The organism is Exiguobacterium sp. s189 (assembly GCF_018617615.1).
Lineage (GTDB): Bacteria > Bacillota > Bacilli > Exiguobacteriales > Exiguobacteriaceae > Exiguobacterium > Exiguobacterium aestuarii_A.
In genome coordinates this window covers 393,390-411,620 of record NZ_JACSKM010000001.1, presented here as the reverse complement: position 1 = coordinate 411,620, position 18,231 = coordinate 393,390, and the positions used below count along the sequence as shown (strand labels likewise).

The window sequence follows — 18,231 nt, the reverse complement described above, 5'->3', positions numbered from 1 at the left end:
AAGCAGTATGTCTACAACGTTCAATTTTGATTTGAAAGGTCGTCACTTTTTATCGTTAAACGAGTTTTCTGGTGAAGAAATCAATTATTTGATCGATTTGTCTGCTGCATTCAAACGTCAAAAGAAACAAGGCATCCCACATCGGATTTGTGAAGGCAAAAACATCGCCTTACTCTTTGAAAAACCATCGACGCGGACGCGTTGTGCGTTCACGGTCGCCGCAATCGACTTAGGGATGCATCCTGAGTATTTAGGCAAAAATGATATCCAGTTCGGGAAGAAAGAGTCGGTGCGTGATACGGCCATCGTTCTCGGGCGCATGTTTGACGGTATTCAATTCCGCGGTTTCGCCCACGAGACAGTCGAAGGTCTCGCGAAAGATGCAGGGGTGCCGGTTTGGAACGGATTGACCGACCTCTATCATCCGACACAAATCTTGGCCGACTTCTTGACGGTGAAAGAACAAAAAGGAGAATTGGCCGGAATCAAATTCGTGTACGTCGGCGACGGCCGGAACAACATGGGGAACACCCTATTGATCGGTGGCGCAAAAGTAGGGATGGATATGCGGATTTGCGCACCGAAATCACTTTGGCCATCTGACGAAATTGTCAATTATGCGAAAGCGGTTGCTGCTGAAACAGGCGCCGTCATCACATTGACGGAGAGCATTGAAGAAGCGATGGACCAGGCGGACGTCGTCTACACGGATGTATGGGTGTCGATGGGCGAAGAGGCAGCTTTCGCAGAACGGATTGAATTGTTGCGACCATATCAAGTGAACATGGATATGCTTCAAAAGAGCGGCAATCCGGACATCATGTTCTTACACTGCCTCCCTGCCTTCCACGACTTAGAGACAGAGGTCGGTCGGGCGATTCATGAACAGTACGGATTGACGGAAATGGAAGTGACTGATGAGGTGTTCCGCAGTCGTCACTCGTTCGTATTTGATGAAGCGGAAAACCGGATGCATACGATCAAGGCGGTAATGGCGGCAACGCTCACGGAGACACGCGAATGGCTTGAACGTTGACGGGGGAGGGGAACTCCCCTCCCGTTTCAAAATAAGCGAAAGGGATGAGTAGAATGTCTACGAAGTTGGAGCATGACTCAGGTGGTTCGGCTGGAGTACATCCTGAAAAGCAAGATAAGCAATTAGGTCTCGGAGCGTTGACGGCACTTGTCGTCGGATCGATGATTGGCGGTGGAGCCTTCAACTTGGCCGCCGATTTAGCGCAAGGCGCGAACGCGGGTGCCATTCTCATCGGGTGGGTCATCACCGGAATCGGGATCATCGCGCTCGGTCTCAGTTTTCAAAATCTGACGATGCGCCGTCCTGATTTGGACGGTGGTGTCTATAGCTATGCACGTGCAGGCTTCGGTTCGTTCGTCGGATTTAACTCGGCTTGGGGATACTGGTTATCTGCCTGGCTCGGAAACGTGGCGTACGCCACACTGCTGTTCAGTTCGGTCGGCTATTTCTTCCCGATTTTTGAAGGGGGACAAAATATTGCCTCCATCGTTGGAGCCTCCATCATGCTCTGGCTCGTACACACGCTCATTCTTCGTGGGGTGCATGAGGCGTCGATGATCAACATTGTCACCACGATTGCCAAGCTCGTTCCGATTTTTGCATTCATTACGATTACGTTGTTCTTCTTCAATCTCGAAAACTTCACCTTCGATTTTTGGGGACAAGGCGGCTTCTCATGGGGGAGTGTTCGCGATCAGGTCGTCTCGACGATGCTCGTCACGCTTTGGGTTTTCATCGGCGTCGAGGGGGCGGTCGTTCTCTCGGGTCGTGCTCGGAAGCGCTCTGACGTCGGAAAGGCAACCGTCATCGGATTGCTCGGGACACTCGTCATCTATCTGCTCATCTCTGTCATGTCGCTCGGCCTTATGACACCGGAAAACGTGGCGAACGCCTCGCAACCGGCGATGGCTTACTTGCTTGAGTCGGCAGTCGGTCCTTGGGGCGCGATGCTCATCAACGGTGGACTCGTCATCTCCGTACTCGGGGCATGGCTCGGTTGGACGCTTCTTGCGGCGGAGATTCCATTCGTCGCTGCAAAAGACGGTGTGTTCCCGAAATGGTTCACAAAAGAGAATAAAAATCAGGCACCTGTCAACGCACTTTGGTTAACAAACGGGTTGATCCAGCTCTTCCTCTTTACCTTCTTGATTTCAGATGCCGCCTATAATTTTGCGTTCTCCCTCGCTTCAAGTGCCATTTTGATCCCGTATGTATTCTCGGCACTTTACCAAGTGAAGGTATCGAAAAATGGAATCGGTTATAGCACCGGTGAACGGAGAACACGCGATTTGACGATCGGATTGGTCGCTTCCATTTACGGATTGTGGCTCATCTATGCGGCAGGAATCGATTATTTACTGCTCACGACCCTTCTATACGCACCAGGAACACTTCTCTACATGAAAGCGCAACGTGAAAATGGCATCAAGTCACTCAACAAAACGGAATGGTTGGTCGCCGGAGTGTTGACCGCACTCGCCATTTTCGCAGTCGTACGCATACTATCTGGTAATATCTCAGTCATCTGATCGGGGGTATCGATATGGAGAAAAAACGTGTGGTCATCGCCCTAGGCGGAAATGCGATTCAACAAGGTAAAGATGCGACAGCGGAAGCACAAATGCGAGCGGTCGAGGCGACGGCAGAATCTCTCGCAGCACTGATTGCGGAAGGGGTCGACGTCATCATCACGCATGGGAACGGTCCACAAGTTGGGAATTTGATGTTACAACAAGCCGCATCAGATAGTCCGGCTACGCCAGCGATGCCCCTTGATGTATGTGGCGCGATGACGCAAGGAATGATTGGATACTGGTTTGAAAATGCGCTGACGAAAGCACTGCGTGCACGCGGTCTTGAACGAGATGTGGCTTCTCTCGTCACACGAAGCGTGGTCGATCCGAATGATAGTGCGTTTCATCATCCATCGAAGCCAATCGGTCCGTTTTATACGGAAGAAGAGGCACTTCATCTCGAACGGACGACGGGTTACGTGTTCAAAGAAGATGCAGGACGTGGACATCGTCGTGTCGTCCCGAGCCCGGTCCCAATGAAAATCGCGGAACACGCCGTCATCCGAACGCTCGTTGAAACTGGGCACATCGTCGTCGCTTCCGGTGGCGGTGGTATTCCGGTCATGGAGACGGCTGAAGGGTATGTCGGAATCGAGGCGGTCATCGATAAAGACTTTGCGGCTGCGAAACTCGCGGACCTCGTCAACGCAGACGTATTGCTCATCCTGACTGCGGTCGAACATGTGTATGTCAACTTTGGGAAACCAGACGAGATGGCGCTACAAGAGACCTCAAAAGAACAGATGGAGACGTATATCGCCGAAGGACAGTTCGCTCCGGGCAGCATGTTACCAAAAGTAAGAGCGGCACTGCAGTTCGCAGAATCCGGTACGAACCGGGTCGCGATCATCACGTCACTCGACCAGGCGCTAGCTGCCATTTATGGGGATGCTGGAACACGCGTCCGTTTGGCTCCATCTCTTCAACAATAAGAATGGGTCGCAAACGTGAAACGTTTGCGACTTTTTGTTTTCTGTCCCGATTCAAGGGGAAGGAAAGTTGTATGCCAAAAATGAGATTGCTATCATATTCAGTGTAAACGTTTGCACTAATTTCAGGAAGGAAGTGACGGAGAGCGGAAACGCTCGAGTGTATGCGCCTATTCGAAGAAAATCATGTATATCAGTCGTGGATGAGACCAAAAGCAAGAGAAGAGGCAATCGTGCAAGGAAGCTGTTATCGCTTCACCGTATTGACGAGTCAGTTGATTCGGATGGAGTACGCGGAGGACGGGATTTTTGAAGACCGTGCTACCCAAGTGGCGTGGAATCGGGAATTTGACGTTCCGCAATTCCGAGTGATCGAAGACGAGACAGAGCTTCAAATCATTACGGAACACGTTCACTTATATTATACGAAAGGACCGTTCGCACCGAACACGCTCTATGTGGACGTGAAAGGGAACTTCAGTACGTATTACAGCCGCTACATGTTCAACGGTCCCGAGCGGACGCTGAAAGGGACGGCGCGGACACTCGACCATGTGGACGGGGCGACGGAGTTAGAAGAAGGGATCCTTTCGAAACAAGGGTATGCGATCATTGATGATTCGTCCTCGTTTTTGATGACGGATGACCGCTTCGTCGAGCCAAGACGAAAAGGAATTCATGACATTTACTACTTCGGATATGGCCATGACTATAAACAGGCACTTCGAGACTTTTACACGTTGACGGGCCCGACGCCGATGCTACCTCGTAAAGCGCTCGGAAACTGGTGGAGCCGGTACTGGCGATACGATGAAAAAGAGTATAAGGCGTTGATGCGCCGCTTCAAATCCGAAGACGTCCCGTTCTCGGTCAGCGTCATCGATATGGACTGGCACGTGACAGACATCCCGGAAGAGTATGGGAGTGGCTGGACGGGCTATTCGTGGAATAAAAACTTATTCCCTGAACCGAAGCGATTCCTCAAATGGTTAAAAGACGAGGGGATGATGGTGACATTGAACTTACACCCCGCTGACGGGATCCGTGCGTTTGAAGACCAGTATGCGGCGATGGCTGAGGCGATGGGGGTCGATCCGGAATCGGGTGACCGAATCCCGTTCGATTTTTCGGACAAGCGATTCATTCAAGCGTATTTCGAACAGATGCATCACCCGCATGAAGCGGACGGTGTGGATTTTTGGTGGATCGACTGGCAACAAGGGTCGACGTCGAAGATGGAAGGACTCGATCCGTTATGGATGTTAAATCATTATCACGCCATCGATATCGCCCGTGACGGCAAACGCCCGCTCATTTTTTCTCGTTACGCTGGGCCAGGGAGCCACCGTTACCCGGTCGGATTCTCAGGGGACACAATCATCTCTTGGGCATCACTCGCCTTCCAGCCGTATTTCACGGCAACAGCTACGAACATCGGGTATGGATGGTGGAGTCATGACATCGGAGGGCATCATCGTGGTAAAAAAGACGATGAGCTCGCGGCGCGTTGGGTCGCATACGGAGTGTTCAGTCCAATCATGCGCCTCCACTCGACGTTCAGCACGTTCAACGGAAAAGAGCCTTGGCGTTTCGGAATCGAAGCCGAACAGTCGATGAAGCGATTCTTACGCCTGCGTCATCAACTCATTCCTTATTTGTATACGATGAACTATCGGAACCATGCAGAAGCGTTGCCACTCGTGTTACCGATGTATATCGAACATCCCGATGATGAAGCGGCTTATCAGGTGCCGAATCAGTTTTATTTCGGAAGTGAACTCATCGTCTCCCCGATTGTCACACCGATGGATCGACAGCTCCATGTCGCGGGTGCGAACGTGTGGTTGCCGAAAGGGCAATGGTTCGATTTCTTCACGGGTCATCGTTATGAAGGCGACAAGTCGATTCGTGTGTTCCGTGAACTCGAAGGGCAACCGGTCTTCGCCAAAGCGGGTGCCATCATTCCAATGATGCCGCATGAACCGCATGCGAACGAAACGGGGAACCCGAGCGAGCTAGAAGTACTCGTCTTTCCAGGTGCCTCGAACACGTTCACGATGTACGAAGATGACGGGGAAAGCCGTGATTATGAGACAGGGTCGTCGCTCGAAACGACGTTCACGCTCGATTGGGAAGCACGTACGCTTCACATCGAGACTTCAGGTGATTTGACACTCGTCCCGGCGAATCGAACGTTGACGATTCTAGTCCGCGGGGTCGTCGGAGAAGGGGACTATGATGCGGAGACGCAGACGTTACACATTCCACTCGGTGAATGGAAACAGGAGCAGACTGTGACGCTTCCGGTCGATCTGACACAGAACGCGCATCGACTCGACCGTCTCTATCGGTTCTTAGACCGCGCCGAAATCGCTTATGACTTGAAAGATCGTCTGTATCAAATGGCGACCACGAAGACGCGTCTCGAGGCATGGCTGTTTGACCTCCATGCGTTAGAACTCGATCGTGATTTACAGGACGCGCTATTGGAACTGATGTTGGACTGACAAAAGGGGGGAGACCCCCTTTTGTCATGTCAGAAAACTGTCGGATTTAGAGAGCGCTTTCATTGAAAATCCCACTATACTGAAGATAGAAGAATAGAAATGAGGGGATGAACATGCGACACATGTGGACGATTGACGATTTACGTCAGTTGACACTTTTTGCAACATGTCCGAGTCGTACGCTTGAACAGTTGATTCCGCACGTCTATTGCCGGACGTATCGGAAAGGACAACTGTTGTTCATGGAAGGGGACCCGCGGGAGCGTGTGTATTTCTTGATGAGCGGTTATATCAAACTCGAACGGATGAACGAGAATGCGACCCATCATTACGCCGATTACGTGAAACCGAAACAATTTTTCCCATACAACGGTTTATTCACAGGGGAAGACTATCGGCATACGGCTGAAGCGGTGACGGACATTGAGGTCATCTACATCCCGACGGATCGCTTTGAGTGGTTCGTGTCCACGCAGTCGAGCATGCTGCTCTATATCATTGGCCAGATGAATCGTATTCTTGATTTGCATGAAAGGCGTGTCCAAGAAATCATCACACCGAGTGCGAAAGAGCGTGTCATCAATACGCTCCATTTCTTAATTGAAGATTTAGGGGAACCGGACGAACAAGGTGTTCGCGTCCGATGCCCATTCACGGCAATCGAACTTTCTCGTCTGTCCGGTACGTCCCGGGAGACGGTCTCGACGATTTTAGCCAAGCTTCGAAAAGAAGATATACTGCGCATCGACGCCCATCAACTTGTGATCGGGCATCCTGAATATTTTGAACAAGACTTCGATTGACGCCACTCAGATGAGGGCGTCTTTTACATGTTCAGACGAGCGGGGCGTTCGCTTCAACACGTGGCATATTGTATAATTAGTGATGAATCTCACAAAGCAATGGAATTGTAAATAGAGAAAGGATGAATGCAGTGAAACGACTGCAAGCCCTTGCTTTCGCCGAAAGGGGTCACATCATCGGACTCGTGTTATCCGCGGTCATGATTGGACTATCGATTTTGGCGCAAGCGTATTTAATCGTCGACATCGTCGACCGAATCTTTTTAAAGGATGAATCATTCGAAGCCATCCTTCCGGCTTTGCTATGGCTCGTCGTTGCCTTATTGGCACGAGCGCTTTTTGGATACGTGTCAGGACGCATCGGTGCGAGTTTATCCGAAAAGGCAAAACAGACGTTACGTCTTCAACTGTTGGAGCGGTACGCCACGAGTCCGGTCGAGTCATCTTTGACAGGACAATCAGGTAAAAAGGTCAGTGTGTTCATGGATGCTGTCGACGAGGTGGACGCTTACTTCAGTCAATATTGGCCGCAAGTCATCCAAACGTCGATCATCCCGCTCCTCATTTTGGTCGTCGTCTTCAGCCAACACTGGATTTCAGGAGTCATCATGATGGTCACTGCACCGTTCATTCCGCTGTTCTTCATCATCATCGGGATTGCGACCCAGAAAAAATCGGAAGAACAGATGGAGAAGATGAATCAATTTTCCGGTAAGTTTTTAGATGTCTTACAAGGATTGACGACGCTCAAACTTTACAATCGCACGGAGCAAGAAGCGAAGGCGATTGAGAAGAGTAGTCTCGACTTTCGGGATGCGACGATGGTCGTTTTGAAGACGGCGTTCTTATCGGGACTTATGCTCGAGTTCATCTCGATGCTCAGTACCGGAGTCGTCGCGTTAGAAGTCGCCTTACAGATGGTCGTGTGGGAGAACCTCACGTTCTTCTCTGGCTTTTTGATTCTCGTATTGGCGCCAGAGTATTATTTAGCGATTAAAGATTTAGGAAGTGCCTTCCATACAGGACGTGGAAGTATGGGCGCAGCCGACCGAATCTTTGAGGTATTAGACGCCCCCGATGACCGCATCGAATGGGGAACAAAGTCACTGGGTTCACGAACACCAAGCCTTGAACTCGAAGACGTCTCCTTCGAATATGCAGGCGGACGTTTTGCACTTCAACCGTTGAGCGGTCGGATTCCGTCCGGTACCCACCTGGCCTTAGTCGGTGCGAGCGGTTCCGGGAAGACGACAGTACTGAACGTCATCTCCGGACTTCTACAGGTGAAATCGGGACGTGTCCTCGTGGATGGTGAACCACTTCAGTCGTTTGACGAGTCTGCCTGGTATGGAAACATTGCCTATATCTCGCAAAACCCTTATCTATTCGCCGGAACACTTGCCGATAACATCGCCTTAGGTGAAGAGGCCGAGGAGCACGCGTTACGGGAAGCAGCCGATGCGGCAGGACTGTCTGAGGTCATCGATCAATTACCGAACGGAATCTGGACGGAGCTTGGAGAAGGCGGATTTGGTCTATCGGGTGGGGAACGACAACGTCTCGCGCTCGCCCGGGCCTTCTTTAAACGACCTGGTATCCTCTTGTTCGATGAACCGACGACCGGTCTCGATTTGAAGACCGAGCAGATTGTGAGACGTTCGATTACTGAGTTGTCGAAAGAGGCAACGTTGATCACGGTGGCTCATCGCCTGCATACAATCAAAGAGGCGGATACCATCTGGTTTATGGAGGATGGGCAACGGATTGCGGAAGGCGCACATGACGCGTTGCTCACCGTCCCAGAGTATGCGGAACTGTTTGCGCTTCAGAAAGGGGTGAGCCGATGAACTCGCTTTGGACGATTACAAAATGGATGATGCGCGAGAAGAAAGATATCCTTCTCTCCATCTTCTTTGGATATGCAGCCGGGATTGCGGCGGTCGCCCTGTTTGCAGCAAGCGGATACCTTGTCTCACGGGCGGGACTCGTCCCACCTTTGTACGCGCTCATGGTACCCGTCGTTCTCATCAAACTGTTCGGGGTCATTCGGGCAGGAAGTCGTTATCGGGAGCGCCTCGCATCACACCGAGCGACGTTTACAATATTAAGCGAGCTACGTGTCCGCTTTTATCGACAACTTGAACCGCTCGTCCCATCGATTTTTGCGAAATATCGGAGTGGGGATTTGCTTGCGCGTGTCGTCGGAGATGTCGAGAGCCTGCAAAACTACTTTCTCCGCGTATTCTATCCGCCGATCATACTCGTGCTCGTGTTCTTAAGTACGATCTTCTTTGTGACGTTCTTCTCGTTCGCGGTCAGTCTATGGATCTTACTCGGTGTACTCGTCACCGGATTTTTGATCCCACTCGGATTTGCTCGGATTCGTGCTCGTCATGACGAGACGATTCGTGCATTGCGGGGGGACGTATCGATTCAATTGACCGAGATGATGTACGGATATCGAGATTTAAAACTACATCATCAACTCGATCGTACGAAGCAAGCTGTCTATGCGCGCAGCGAACGCTACATGGAAGCGGAGCGGAAAGATACGACGAATCAATTTTTCAACTCCGCACTTGTCGTCGCCGCCTCTTTACTCGTCTCATGGGGCGTCTTGGCAATCGGTGCCTATCAAGTCGTAGATGGAGATTTGAACGGGCTCTTCTTGGCGATGCTCATCATGATGTCGCTCACAGCGTTTGAGAACACAACACCGATGGCTGTGTTCCCGGGACACTTTGCAGACAGCAAACAAGCCGCTGATCGATTGTTTGAAGTGATGGAGCCGAGTGAAACGATTGAGGCGCTCGAAGCGAAACGTCAGGATGTGACGTTCACGGCATCGCCATCCATCTCATTTGAGCATGTTCGTTATCGCTATCCGGATACGTATCGGGACGTGATTGACGATGTGTCGTTACACATCCCGAGCGGTTCGAAGACGGTCATCGTTGGACCGAGCGGTTCCGGGAAGTCGACGTTGCTCCAACTGTTGTTGGCATTTGTCCGGACAGAAGACGGGACGATCCGACTCGATCAAGACAACTTGAATGACATGAAACAGACTGCGATCTGGCAACATGCGAGTGTCGTCTTGCAAGATAATCACTTCTTTTACGGGACGGTACGGGAGAACTTGGCACTGGCTGGTGACTTTACCGATGAAGAGATGCTTGTGGCGCTTGAACGTGTCCGTTTATCGTTTTCACTCGATGAGCCGGTCCTTGAGAAAGGAGCGAACTTGTCAGGCGGGGAACGTCAACGGTTAGCGATTGCACGAGCCCTTCTCAAAAACGGACTGATCTGGTTGCTTGATGAACCTACTTCAGCGCTTGATGCAGGAACGGAAGCGCATGTCTTTTCTGAACTAGTGAATCAGGCTGGGGCAGGGACGCTCATCCTTGTCAGTCACCGCTTGACGGGACTCGAAACCTTCGACCAAATCATCGTGATGGAAGCTGGACGAATCGTCGAAGTTGGATCTTATGAGGAATTGATGATGAAACGTGGTATGTTCTACGAATTGAAACAAATCGAACAAGAAGTGTTCGCATAACAAAAAGACGAGCAGCCCCGTCGGTGGGCTGCTCGTCTTTTTTTTGGCAAATATGGGTGCAACAAATGGGGGTTGTCGCAGCAATGCTTTCAAAAAGAGTGTCGTGGAGGGGAATCCACGTGACGTGATTGGTTTGGGGAACGTGAACGTCAAGCTTTTAGGAAGCTACATCTAGAGTATAGTTGATAACGATTCTCATTGTCAATGAGAAAGATAAAAAAATATCCATACGTGCGAACACGTATGGATGGGGTCTCGAATCAGTTCGAGGCCACGCCTTTTTGAACCGTGAATCGAATGAGGCTGAACAAGTATCTCGTGAAGAAGAGTGCGAACGCATAAAATAGCGCGATGAACGGTGACTGGAGGTCGATCCCAGGAATGTTCATCAAAAACTCTAAGACGAGAATCGATAGCAAGAATACGTAAAGAGCAGCGTCTAAATAAAGTGGCATGAGACGACCCCGCTGATGCCAGAACGTACGGATCAGTGGTGCGACGGTCATTCCGATGATCCGTTCGGCAAAACCGATACTAAGTACGGCGATCAAGAAAGATGGGACGGTGTTAAATGCCACTAAATCTGAAAACACGAGTCCTGAAATGAGTAAGAGTGGGCCGATGACAATCATCATCGAGAGCGACGTACGGAAAAAGATCCATAAGTTTTGTTGAATCGAACGAATGCCCCCGAGTGCCGATTGTTGAAGCGTCTTCCCACGTTTATAGTCAATCGCGAACGAGCTGATAAACATAATTCCAAACAAAGATAACAAAACTGACATGAACGATGTTTCCCCTTTTCTGAATAAATCCTGATGTATCAATCTGAATCAAAGTCTAGCCTAGTTTAACGATTCATTTCGAGAAAGTAAAGCGAGAAAACGCGCTCAAGTGTGAAGACTTTGACACATTAAGAGGCGAGGATAAAACGATTTCGTCCAGACTCTTTTGCGTGATATAACGCTTCGTCTGCGTGCTTCAATACACTGTCGATTTCAATATCGTTCGAATGGCAGGCTCCTAGCGAAACGGTGATGTGTAGCGTACCTGCGCTCGTTTCGAACGGGAACGACGAAACCTTTTCTCGGATAGATTCTGCGAGGCGAGACACTTCATCCCGCGTAGCGTGTGGCATGACGATTAAAAATTCTTCTCCACCGAAGCGACCGACCAGATGTCGCTCTTCACTTTCGTTGACGAGCAGCATACCGAGTTCACGTAACACGTCATCACCAACGTCGTGCCCGTACGTGTCGTTCACTCGTTTAAAGTGATCAATATCGACTAAGATTAACGCATATTCTTCTGCTTCGACCGTCAAGTTGGCCATCGCTTCATTCAACAGGCGACGGTTGGCAATTCCGGTGAGCGCATCAGTACGCGCAAGCTGTTGTTGATGTTGGACGTTCTCAAAGTGACGGCGTAATTCGAGCAATAATCGATAGGCAGCACAGGCTCCTATATAAGACATTAACGAGTAGATGATTATGACGGGATAGAACAGATTGAGAGGTAGCGCGGCATAGATGGCTGCCCCAAAGATGACGATGTTGATTATAGTAAATACAATTAGTGTCGGACGTGTATTATCCATTCGTTTTCTAAGGATACTGATGGTCCCTACGAGAACGAACATTGTCGCAAATGCTAAATACAGTCCAATCATTGCGCCATCTGTATACCATACGACGAAAGTACGTCCAATCAGATAAACGATACCGGCGACCGTTCCGCTCACCCAACCTCCGTATAGGACAGCGAGTATAATCGGGATGGCGCGTAAATCAATGAGCACCCCTTCAAGAGGTAAGGCGTTTACTAAAAGCAGGATAGCAATCAAGCCGGTTTGCACACCGAGTAAAACTCGCCCTTTTAAAGGGGATTGCGGTGTCAAACGAGGGCGGTTGCGGAACGGTAAAAAGGAAATCGTGAAGAGCGTGAACAAGATACACAGGTTGATAAAGAATGCGTTAACGATTGCGAGCATCGAAGCTCCCCCTTACCCTGTATGGAAATATTTAGTTACATTATAAATCATCTTGTCGGAAACAGGTAGGATTAACCTGCGACCAAAAATATAAGTTCTTCTGATTAGAATTCAAGTCCAACTCCAATCATTCCTTTTCGGTTTCACAGACATGTTTCAACTTTTAGAACTTTCGTTATCGAAAATCGAAAGTTTGGTATGATAAGAGAAAAGGAGGACTGTCCGTGCGTTACTGGGATCATTTTAAGCGAGCGTTTATTCCGATTGCGCTCATTTTGATTGGATTAGCGATCTTTTATACTTTATCGGCTAGAGATAACATGGTGTTGACGCTTTTAGGGGCTGCGATTGTAGGAGTCATCTTATTTTTAGTGATGCGTCATGTGAACCAAGTCGAAGAAGACTAAAACGAGAACACATTTTGTGGTTCTCGTTTTTTGTTGTCTTGCGACTTTTTTGGGTACACTACAAAGTAAGGAGGGATTTTTTATGGCAAAAGCTACATTTGCGGGAGGCTGTTTTTGGTGCATGGTCAAACCGTTTCATAAATATGAGGGGGTCGAACGTGTCATTTCCGGCTACACGGGAGGACATGTCGATAACCCGACGTATCAACAAGTCTGTTCAGAGACGACGGGACATTTAGAGGCGGTCGAGATCACGTTCGACCCTGAGGTCATCTCGTATGAGGAGTTGCTCCGCATCTATTGGCGTCAAATCGACCCGACAGATGGTGGAGGACAATTCAATGACCGAGGTGAATCGTATCGTCCAGCCATCTTCTATCATTCAGAAGAACAACGGGACGCGGCGGAGCGCTCGAAACAAGAAGTAGAAGACTCAGGACGATTTGATCGTCCGATCGAAGTCGACATCCGCCCTGCGAAAACGTTCTGGGAAGCGGAAGATTACCATCAGGACTATTATAAAAAGAATCCGTTCCGCTACGAGATGTATCGGGTCGGGTCTGGTCGTGCGAAATTCATTAAAGAAGCTTGGAGTGATCGGAAGAAGCAACAGGCACTCCGTGAACGTTTGACGCCGATGCAATACAAAGTCACGCAAGAAAACGGAACAGAGCCGCCGTTTAAAAACGAATACTGGGACGAAGAACGTGAAGGATTGTACGTCGACATCGTCGATGGGACACCACTGTTCACATCTCATGATAAATTCCAGTCAAATTGCGGATGGCCGAGCTTCTCACGTCCGATCGAAGAGAAACGAGTCGACTTGAACATGGACACGACGCACCATATGGTACGGACGGAAGTCCGTTCAAAACAAGGTGACAGTCACCTCGGTCACGTCTTTGATGATGGACCGAAAGAACTCGGTGGTTTACGCTATTGCATCAACTCGGCCGCTCTCCGATTCATTCCTGTAGAAGAGCTTGAAGAAGCTGGGTACGGGGAATATAAACACTTATTCAACAAGTGAAGGGGAGAGTCGTATGTTCACAGCCGTCAAACAACAAATTCGGTGCGAAACGATTGGGACCGTCCTTGATTTTTACGACCAGTCGATTCGACATCTTTCGGAAGAAGCGAGACAAGAGAAGTACGCCAAAATGAGTTCGAGCCCGTTCTCGTTCTTTCGAGGGAGCTCACACTTGTTCTATTACGATTTTGCGAGAGTTCCCATCGCGTTTGACACAGGTCCCGACCACCCAACGTTCATTCAAGGAGACTTGCACTTTGAGAATTTCGGTGTGTTCGAGGACGGGGCCGGTACGATCATTTATGACGTAAACGACTTTGACGAGGCGTATATCGGTTCCTATCTGTTCGACTTGTTGCGGATGGCGGTCTCTGTCGATTTGTTCGCGGCTGAGTCGGGGTTTGACGGTAAAGCAGCCATTGAGGCATTTGCACGCTCGTATGCGGAGGCGATTGAGAAGCATGCGAACGGAAAAAGTGAACATATTCAATTTACAAAAGAGAATACGTGTAAAGCCGTGAAGAAAGTTATTAAAAAAGCGGAGAAGAAGAAAGACGAATTTATGTCCGAACGAACGGAAGTACGGGACGAGGAACGTTATTTTTCAACAAGTGACGATTTGCTTGCCGTTTCGCCTGAAGTACGAGACAAAATCGAGGCGGCCTGGGGAGATTATTTATCTTCTTTGTCGGATGAGCATCGCCATCACGCCGATCATTATGAAATCAAAGACATCGCCATCAAGCTGCAAAGCGGTACGGCCTCCATCGGTCTAGAGCGTTATTATATTTTGATTGAAGGTGCCGACGAAGAACATGATGAAGATGTTATTTTAGAGATGAAGCAAGCACAGTCCGCCGTCCCGTCTCTCTTTCTTCCGACACATCCGCTATTTGAGAACGGATTGTCGCATCAAGGCGCTCGTGTCGTCGCCGCACAACGAGCAATGGTCCACAGTCGTGACCCGTATCTCGGCTATTTGACGATTGACGACAAAGAATATTATGTGAGGCAACGTTCTCCGTATAAGCGGAAAGTGAAAGCGAAACATATGAAAGATGAGACGTCGCTCATTGAGACATTGAAGGTGCAAGCGCAAATCACAGCGAAGATTCACGCACGGGCCGATGCGACATCGAATGTGCTCGATTATACGGCAAGCGAACGAATCGCGGCGGCAATCGGTGACTCTCCGTCCCTGTTTATTCGACAGTTATCGAGATGGGCTGATTTTTATGCAAATCAAGTTCGTTTTGATTATGACGCCTTTTTAAATTGGGTCGAGTCAAGGAAACGGTAAGGACACTTGCGAATCGAAGGGGAAATCCTGCACAATGGAAGCGTAAAGGATGTGTAAGGATCATGATTACAGAACAACAAGTCATCGCTCAGATGCGTCAGGTGATGACACAGATTGAGTCATCAACGGGCGAAGTACAAAAGCGTCATTTGGCAAAGTTGATGGGCTTTTGCGAACTGCTGCTAGCGGAGACGTCTGAAGGGAAACCTGTCAGCACGCCACAAATGACGACACCAGCGAGTGAGGAAAAACCTCCGCTCGATCGTCAGATGGCCGCTTTTCTTGGAATTCCTATGGAAGAAGACGAACAACCGAAATCCGATTCATTGCTCGATTTTTGAACCACATGTGACGCACATGTGGTTTTTTGTGGATTCACTTTCATTGACTTGTATACCATAGGGGGTATAATGAGTGTAAGAAATGAAAAGCAAATGGAGGCGTGAATATGTTGGACTTTCTTTTTGTGGCGGTCGTTATTGGAATCGTGTATTTTTGGTGGAGTCGCCGAAACAATGTGAAAACGGTCTCAACGGATGATTTGAAGCGTAGAATCGCAGAAGAGCGGAACATTCAATTGTTGGATGTACGTGAACCGCATGAATACCGCGGGGGACATATCAAGCAGGCAAAAAACGTACCTTTATCCGGATTCGGTAATGCTCAAGCGAAATATCCGAAAGAAAAGGAGCGTCCTGTCTATGTCATCTGTCAGAGCGGCATGCGTAGTCAACGCGCAGCAGCAATGCTCAAGAGTGCCGGATATACCGATGTCTATTCTGTAAAAGGTGGCATGAACTTCTGGCGTGGATAATAGATTGCGACTGAACAAATCGTTCAGTCGTTTTTTTGTCACCACGTTTTCTCTTTTGCATTTTCGGGGATTCTGCTACGGTAAGGGAAGCGATTGAAAGAGAGGGGATTCATCCAATGGCAGTGATTTTATTTGATATCGATGGCACGTTAGTAGATACGACTGGACCGATGACGCAGGCGATTCATGAGGCGCTCAAGGAACTTCCTCACCTTCCGAAACCGAGTGAAGAGGCGGTCCGTTCAGGATATGGCTTGGCAGGTAACGCATTTTGGGAGCATGTCATCCCGGAAGCGACGCTCGAAGAGATTCGTCTCATTCGTAGATTACGTCACACGACGCTCGAAAAGACGATGGAAGGGCAAAACGTTTTATTCGACGGCATTCGTGACATGTTGGAGACGCTTCACGAACAAGGTCATACGTTGACGACGGCGAGTAACTGCGGTGTTCATTACATGAACTTGATTTTAGATACGCAACAGATTCGCTCCTACATGACGGCACCGGAATGCTTAGAGTCTGTCAGTGGCGAGAAGAAAGCAGACATTCTGACGGCGCACCGTGTCCGTCACGGTGAGGCGGACTATATAATGGTCGGCGATCGCAAATCGGATGTCGAGGCAGCACGGGCTCATGATTTTCCAGTCGTCTTGACAGGGTTCGGATTCGGAAATGAAGAAGAGTGGGCGCTTGCGGATCACGTCATCCAATCGCCGAACGATCTAGTTGAATGGGTCAACCGATAAGAAAGGGCTTGTCGCACATGCGACAAGCCTTTTTGTATGCCTGTACTTACAACCCGAGTGAGATGTATTTGACTTCTAAAAATTCTTCGATGCCGTGGTGACCACCTTCACGTCCGAGTCCACTTTCTTTCCATCCACCGAACGGCGCTTGAGGAGTTGAAGGAAGACCATCATTCACACCAACGATTCCATACTCTAACGACTCTGCTAAATAGACCGCTTCGTTGATGTCTTGCGTGAATAGATAAGCCGCTAAACCGAACGGTGTATTGTTCGCCCGTTTGATCACTTCGTCGAGTGAATCGAATGTCGCGATTGGAGCGACAGGACCAAATGTCTCTTCATTCATGCAGAGCATGTCTTCATTCGCATAACGGATGACCGCCGGACGAATGAATAAACCGTCTAATACTTCACCACCATATACTTCACCGCCGCGAATTTGAGCATCCTCGATATGCTTTTCGACTTTACTGAGCGCATCGTCGTCGATGAGCGGGCCGATGTCGACACCTTCCTCTAACCCGTTCCCGACTTTCAGCGCTTCGACCTCTTTGATGAAACGCTCCGAGAATTCATCGACGACGGCACGTTCGACATAGATCCGGTTCGCACAGACGCACGTCTGACCGCCGTTACGGAACTTCGTGGCGACCGCTTGCGGGACGGCTTTATCTAAGTCAGCTTTGGCCGTGACGATGAGCGGGGCGTGCCCTCCGAGCTCAAGGGAAATCTTTTTCATCGTGTCCGCCGCGTCGCGCATGAGCATTTTTCCGACTTCCGTTGATCCTGTGAACGTCAATTTGCGCACCCGCTTGTCTTGTTGCCACGCTTTGACAATGTCAGACGCTTGTCCTGTCACGAGGTTGATGACTCCTTTTGGGAATCCTGCTTTTTCGGCCAATTTGACCAATTCAATCGCCGTCAACGGAGTCGCCGATGCGGGTTTCATGACAACCGTACAGCCGGCAGCGAGTGCCGGTGCGACTTTCCGCGTAATCATGGCAGCTGGGAAGTTCCAAGGTGTAATGGCGGCGATGACGCCGACCGGTTGCTTGATGGCAAAGATCCGTTTTTGATTTGAAGAGGCGGGAATCGTCTCCCCGTACACGCGTCTTCCTTCTGCCGCATACCAGTCGATAAAGCCGTTCGCATAGTTGATTTCACCGATGGCTTCTTTTAATGGCTTTCCTTGCTCCTCGACCATCGTCCGGGCAAGTTCTTCTGTATGTTCTGCAATCAAACGATGCCACTCATTCAGTAGCGCCCCTCGTTCGTCCGCGGTCTTTTGTTGCCATTCCTGTAACGCCTCATGCGCCGCATCGACAGCTTGTGTCGCTTCGGCGGTATCACTTTTCGTCACAACGGCCATCACATTTCCGGTGGCCGGGTTGCGTACCTCGATTGTCTGTTCCGTCTCTGTCCATTCCCCGTTAATAAAGTTTTTCTCTTCTCGCATCTTGATTTCCCCTTTCCAAAAAGTGCACAGTTAATTAGAGGATACCCGTTTTTTAAAAACACACACAATTT

The 18,231-nt window shown here is 49.6% G+C and carries 16 protein-coding genes; 13 read left to right on the top strand and 3 right to left on the bottom strand.

Annotated elements, in window-relative coordinates; translation table 11 throughout:
* The first annotated feature begins 7 nt into the window (after positions 1-7).
* From argF to cydC, 7 genes are all read left to right on the top strand, one after another.
* The gene (gene argF / locus KNO99_RS02065; RefSeq protein ID WP_214744817.1) at positions 8-1,036 is read left to right on the top strand and encodes an ornithine carbamoyltransferase; all 1,029 of its coding nucleotides are present in this window, start codon (positions 8-10) and stop codon (positions 1,034-1,036) included.
* A 53-nt stretch (positions 1,037-1,089) separates the two neighbouring features.
* A complete protein-coding gene (arcD, locus tag KNO99_RS02060) occupies positions 1,090-2,565 on the top strand; it encodes an arginine-ornithine antiporter (RefSeq protein WP_214744815.1) in 1,476 nt (491 codons plus the stop codon).
* A gap of 14 nt (positions 2,566-2,579) precedes the next feature.
* Entirely contained in the window at positions 2,580-3,542 is a 963-nt protein-coding gene (gene arcC, locus KNO99_RS02055; protein WP_214744812.1) for a carbamate kinase, read from the top strand.
* 161 nt (positions 3,543-3,703) lie between these two features.
* A complete protein-coding gene (locus tag KNO99_RS02050) occupies positions 3,704-6,046 on the top strand; it encodes a glycoside hydrolase family 31 protein (RefSeq protein WP_214744811.1) in 2,343 nt (780 codons plus the stop codon).
* Positions 6,047-6,159: 113 nt separating this feature from the next.
* A complete protein-coding gene (locus KNO99_RS02045; protein ID WP_214744809.1) occupies positions 6,160-6,849 on the top strand; it encodes a Crp/Fnr family transcriptional regulator in 690 nt (229 codons plus the stop codon).
* A 122-nt stretch (positions 6,850-6,971) separates the two neighbouring features.
* Positions 6,972-8,696 carry a thiol reductant ABC exporter subunit CydD gene (gene cydD / locus KNO99_RS02040; RefSeq protein WP_214744807.1) on the top strand — a complete coding sequence of 575 codons (1,725 nt, stop codon included), beginning with the start codon at positions 6,972-6,974 and terminating at the stop codon, positions 8,694-8,696.
* Positions 8,693-10,408: a thiol reductant ABC exporter subunit CydC gene (cydC, locus tag KNO99_RS02035; protein ID WP_214744805.1), complete on the top strand. Its 1,716-nt coding sequence runs from the start codon at positions 8,693-8,695 to the stop codon at positions 10,406-10,408. Before cydD ends, cydC begins: the two co-directional genes overlap by 4 nt.
* Before the next feature lie 260 nt (positions 10,409-10,668).
* Here cydC and KNO99_RS02030 read toward each other — a convergent pair whose 3' ends face one another.
* Both KNO99_RS02030 and KNO99_RS02025 read right to left on the bottom strand, forming a co-directional pair.
* On the bottom strand, positions 10,669-11,193 hold the full coding sequence (locus tag KNO99_RS02030) for a hypothetical protein (RefSeq protein WP_074035604.1): 525 nt from the start codon (positions 11,191-11,193) through the stop codon (positions 10,669-10,671).
* Positions 11,194-11,321: 128 nt separating this feature from the next.
* Complete coding sequence (locus KNO99_RS02025) at positions 11,322-12,398, bottom strand: diguanylate cyclase (RefSeq protein WP_214744803.1); 1,077 nt, start codon at positions 12,396-12,398, stop codon at positions 11,322-11,324.
* A gap of 224 nt (positions 12,399-12,622) precedes the next feature.
* Here KNO99_RS02025 and KNO99_RS02020 point away from each other — a divergent pair, with 224 nt between their 5' ends.
* From KNO99_RS02020 to KNO99_RS01995, 6 genes are all read left to right on the top strand, one after another.
* Complete coding sequence (locus tag KNO99_RS02020; RefSeq protein ID WP_031422036.1) at positions 12,623-12,805, top strand: hypothetical protein; 183 nt, start codon at positions 12,623-12,625, stop codon at positions 12,803-12,805.
* Between the two features lie 82 nt (positions 12,806-12,887).
* Positions 12,888-13,838, top strand: a complete 951-nt coding sequence (gene msrA, locus KNO99_RS02015; RefSeq protein ID WP_214744801.1) for a peptide-methionine (S)-S-oxide reductase MsrA — start codon at positions 12,888-12,890, stop codon at positions 13,836-13,838.
* A 13-nt stretch (positions 13,839-13,851) separates the two neighbouring features.
* On the top strand, positions 13,852-15,138 hold the full coding sequence (locus tag KNO99_RS02010) for a DUF2252 domain-containing protein (RefSeq protein ID WP_214744799.1): 1,287 nt from the start codon (positions 13,852-13,854) through the stop codon (positions 15,136-15,138).
* 62 nt (positions 15,139-15,200) lie between these two features.
* Positions 15,201-15,479: a DUF5327 family protein gene (locus tag KNO99_RS02005; RefSeq protein ID WP_214744797.1), complete on the top strand. Its 279-nt coding sequence runs from the start codon at positions 15,201-15,203 to the stop codon at positions 15,477-15,479.
* Between the two features lie 107 nt (positions 15,480-15,586).
* Positions 15,587-15,952, top strand: a complete 366-nt coding sequence (locus tag KNO99_RS02000; RefSeq protein ID WP_214744795.1) for a rhodanese-like domain-containing protein — start codon at positions 15,587-15,589, stop codon at positions 15,950-15,952.
* A 116-nt stretch (positions 15,953-16,068) separates the two neighbouring features.
* Entirely contained in the window at positions 16,069-16,701 is a 633-nt protein-coding gene (locus tag KNO99_RS01995) for an HAD family hydrolase (protein WP_214744793.1), read from the top strand.
* Between the two features lie 46 nt (positions 16,702-16,747).
* On the opposite strand, the gene KNO99_RS01990 is transcribed toward KNO99_RS01995, so the two are convergent.
* Positions 16,748-18,160, bottom strand: a complete 1,413-nt coding sequence (locus KNO99_RS01990) for an NAD-dependent succinate-semialdehyde dehydrogenase (protein ID WP_214744791.1) — start codon at positions 18,158-18,160, stop codon at positions 16,748-16,750.
* Between the last annotated feature and the right edge of the window lie 71 nt (positions 18,161-18,231).

Coding starts and splice junctions, on each gene's coding strand:
- argF (WP_214744817.1), top strand. CDS start 8: ATGTCTACAACGTTCAATTTTGATTTGAAAGGTCGTCACTTTTTATCG.
- arcD (WP_214744815.1), top strand. CDS start 1,090: ATGTCTACGAAGTTGGAGCATGACTCAGGTGGTTCGGCTGGAGTACAT.
- arcC (WP_214744812.1), top strand. CDS start 2,580: ATGGAGAAAAAACGTGTGGTCATCGCCCTAGGCGGAAATGCGATTCAA.
- KNO99_RS02050 (WP_214744811.1), top strand. CDS start 3,704: ATGCGCCTATTCGAAGAAAATCATGTATATCAGTCGTGGATGAGACCA.
- KNO99_RS02045 (WP_214744809.1), top strand. CDS start 6,160: ATGCGACACATGTGGACGATTGACGATTTACGTCAGTTGACACTTTTT.
- cydD (WP_214744807.1), top strand. CDS start 6,972: ATGAATGCAGTGAAACGACTGCAAGCCCTTGCTTTCGCCGAAAGGGGT.
- cydC (WP_214744805.1), top strand. CDS start 8,693: ATGAACTCGCTTTGGACGATTACAAAATGGATGATGCGCGAGAAGAAA.
- KNO99_RS02030 (WP_074035604.1), bottom strand. CDS start 11,193: ATGTCAGTTTTGTTATCTTTGTTTGGAATTATGTTTATCAGCTCGTTC.
- KNO99_RS02025 (WP_214744803.1), bottom strand. CDS start 12,398: ATGCTCGCAATCGTTAACGCATTCTTTATCAACCTGTGTATCTTGTTC.
- msrA (WP_214744801.1), top strand. CDS start 12,888: ATGGCAAAAGCTACATTTGCGGGAGGCTGTTTTTGGTGCATGGTCAAA.
- KNO99_RS02010 (WP_214744799.1), top strand. CDS start 13,852: ATGTTCACAGCCGTCAAACAACAAATTCGGTGCGAAACGATTGGGACC.
- KNO99_RS02005 (WP_214744797.1), top strand. CDS start 15,201: ATGATTACAGAACAACAAGTCATCGCTCAGATGCGTCAGGTGATGACA.
- KNO99_RS02000 (WP_214744795.1), top strand. CDS start 15,587: ATGTTGGACTTTCTTTTTGTGGCGGTCGTTATTGGAATCGTGTATTTT.
- KNO99_RS01995 (WP_214744793.1), top strand. CDS start 16,069: ATGGCAGTGATTTTATTTGATATCGATGGCACGTTAGTAGATACGACT.
- KNO99_RS01990 (WP_214744791.1), bottom strand. CDS start 18,160: ATGCGAGAAGAGAAAAACTTTATTAACGGGGAATGGACAGAGACGGAA.